This window comes from Bacillus sp. LR--39 (genome assembly GCF_053613335.1).
On sequence record NZ_JBSIOT010000079.1, the window covers coordinates 1 to 1,797 of the forward strand.

Here is a 1,797-nt window from a genome sequence, read left to right on the forward strand (position 1 = left end):
AGAAAAAATCTCTTGTAATCACTTCCAACCTTAACACCCCGCAATCTAAGAAGTATTTGTATGAGTTTATTGTAAATGGACAAAACCAGCGTTCACAATATTCTCAAAATACAAAGATTCTGATTATTTTTGTGGGTTTGCCACAATCAGATAGTTAGAAAGTCGGGGGGGGATTCTGTCGAATAAAGGAGAAAAGGAAGCGACAAAAAACATCAGCTTCCTCCATCCTTCCACACTTCTTCAACCGTATTCAAAAGCAAACGGTTCAATTCAGATGTCATATCTTTTTTCTCTGCCTTCAGTTCTTTTGCCGCTTCCATGATTCTTTCGATTTCCGTTTCAATGAATTGGTGAATAACATCGATTCTTGCTTCGAGGTCAAGCTCTTCCCCTCTTCTTTTCCGTTCAAGCAAGGTTTCCATTTCAGCCTTCAGCTCGGGTTCAGCAACAAGTTCATTCATCAAAACAGTAAAGTCCATTGGCGGTATGGTTCCGTGCTTTTCAATCCATTGGCAGGCCAAAATAGGCCGAAGAACGTAGAAGTACTTTTTAATTTTGACCTCTTGTCCTTGTAGATAATCCTTGACGTTCCTTCTCGCCATATTGATATAGTGATACACGCTTGCTTCAGGCTTAAATGCCTCCGTGCGGAGTTTTCTTAACTGCTCTGCGGTCGTAAATGCTTCATAATACACAATGTCTGAGGACAGCCATTCGAGTAGCGGAGGGTTTGACTTTTTGAAAAGCCGAAGCGTTTTTCTCAGCTCCCAGCCGCTGATATCCAGCAAATCGTGAATCGGTTCCTCAATGACATCACGCTCCTGCTCAATTGAAAAGTACCACTCCTTTTTCGGAACATAAATAAAGCGGACGTCGTAATCACTATCCTGCGAGGGAAATCCCCATGCGCGGCTTCCTGACTCGACGGCATACACGATTTTGACTCCGTATGACTGCTCGATCCGTTTTAATTCATCAATGATTCTTTGTTTCATATCTATTCGTCTCCAGTCTGTTCTCATTCCGGCAGTTTGCAGAAAAAAACCGCCTGATGATATGCGGCGGCTTTTCACATTTATCAGCCTTTAAGATGCTGCTTAAAGAAAGCAAGTTTTTCAGTTTGAAAAGCAGGGATATACTCATGTCCGAAGTAGCGGTACACCTTCAGCTCTTTCTTTGTTTCCAAATGATTGTAGGCGGCAAACACGGTGGACGGCGGCGTGACCTTGTCAATCAGGCCGATTGACATCAGGACAGGCACCTTCACTCGGTCAGCGAGATTCATAATATCGAAATATGAAAGTGTCTTCATCGCCTGCACTTCTGTTTCCGGGCTGCCATTTCTTCTGAAGAAGGAATTGATTTCAAGGTACGGCTGTTCAAGCGCCACATCAATGGCCCGTTCGAAGTTGCTTAAATAAGGATAATCGGCAACCGCGGCTTTTGGAATGTCTGACAGCGCTGCTGCGGCAATGGTTAAACCTCCGCCTTGGCTTCCTCCTGTCACACCGATCCTTGTTTCGTCAACCTCGTCGAAGCTGCTGATGACCTCAAGCGCGCGGACGGCGTCCAAATAAACACCGCGGTAATAGTATGTATCTTTATCAAGAATTCCTTTCGTCATCCAGCCCAAAGCGTGACCGTGCGGTGAAATACTCGTATCCTCGCTGCTCTGCTGGCCGCGGACAAGCATGCCGAATGCGGCGTAGCCATGGAGTGCCCAGTTTACCATTTCATGAATCTCACCATCATAGCTTGCATTGTAGCCATGATATTTCACGATCGCCGGATGCGGGC

Annotated in this window: 2 protein-coding genes; both read right to left on the reverse strand. The window is 45.4% G+C overall.

Annotated elements, in window-relative coordinates:
* Positions 1-212 precede the first annotated feature (212 nt).
* Complete coding sequence (locus tag ACWHAR_RS20445) at positions 213-995, reverse strand: nucleotidyltransferase domain-containing protein (RefSeq protein WP_003246492.1); 783 nt, start codon at positions 993-995, stop codon at positions 213-215.
* Between the two features lie 83 nt (positions 996-1,078).
* A partial coding sequence (gene cah / locus ACWHAR_RS20450) for a cephalosporin C deacetylase (RefSeq protein WP_452087655.1) occupies positions 1,079-1,797 on the reverse strand: 719 nt, incomplete at its 5' end.

Bases quoted from the DNA above. Each gene is read 5' to 3' on its own strand.
- ACWHAR_RS20445 (WP_003246492.1), bottom strand. From the start codon at position 995: ATGAAACAAAGAATCATTGATGAATTAAAACGGATCGAGCAGTCATAC.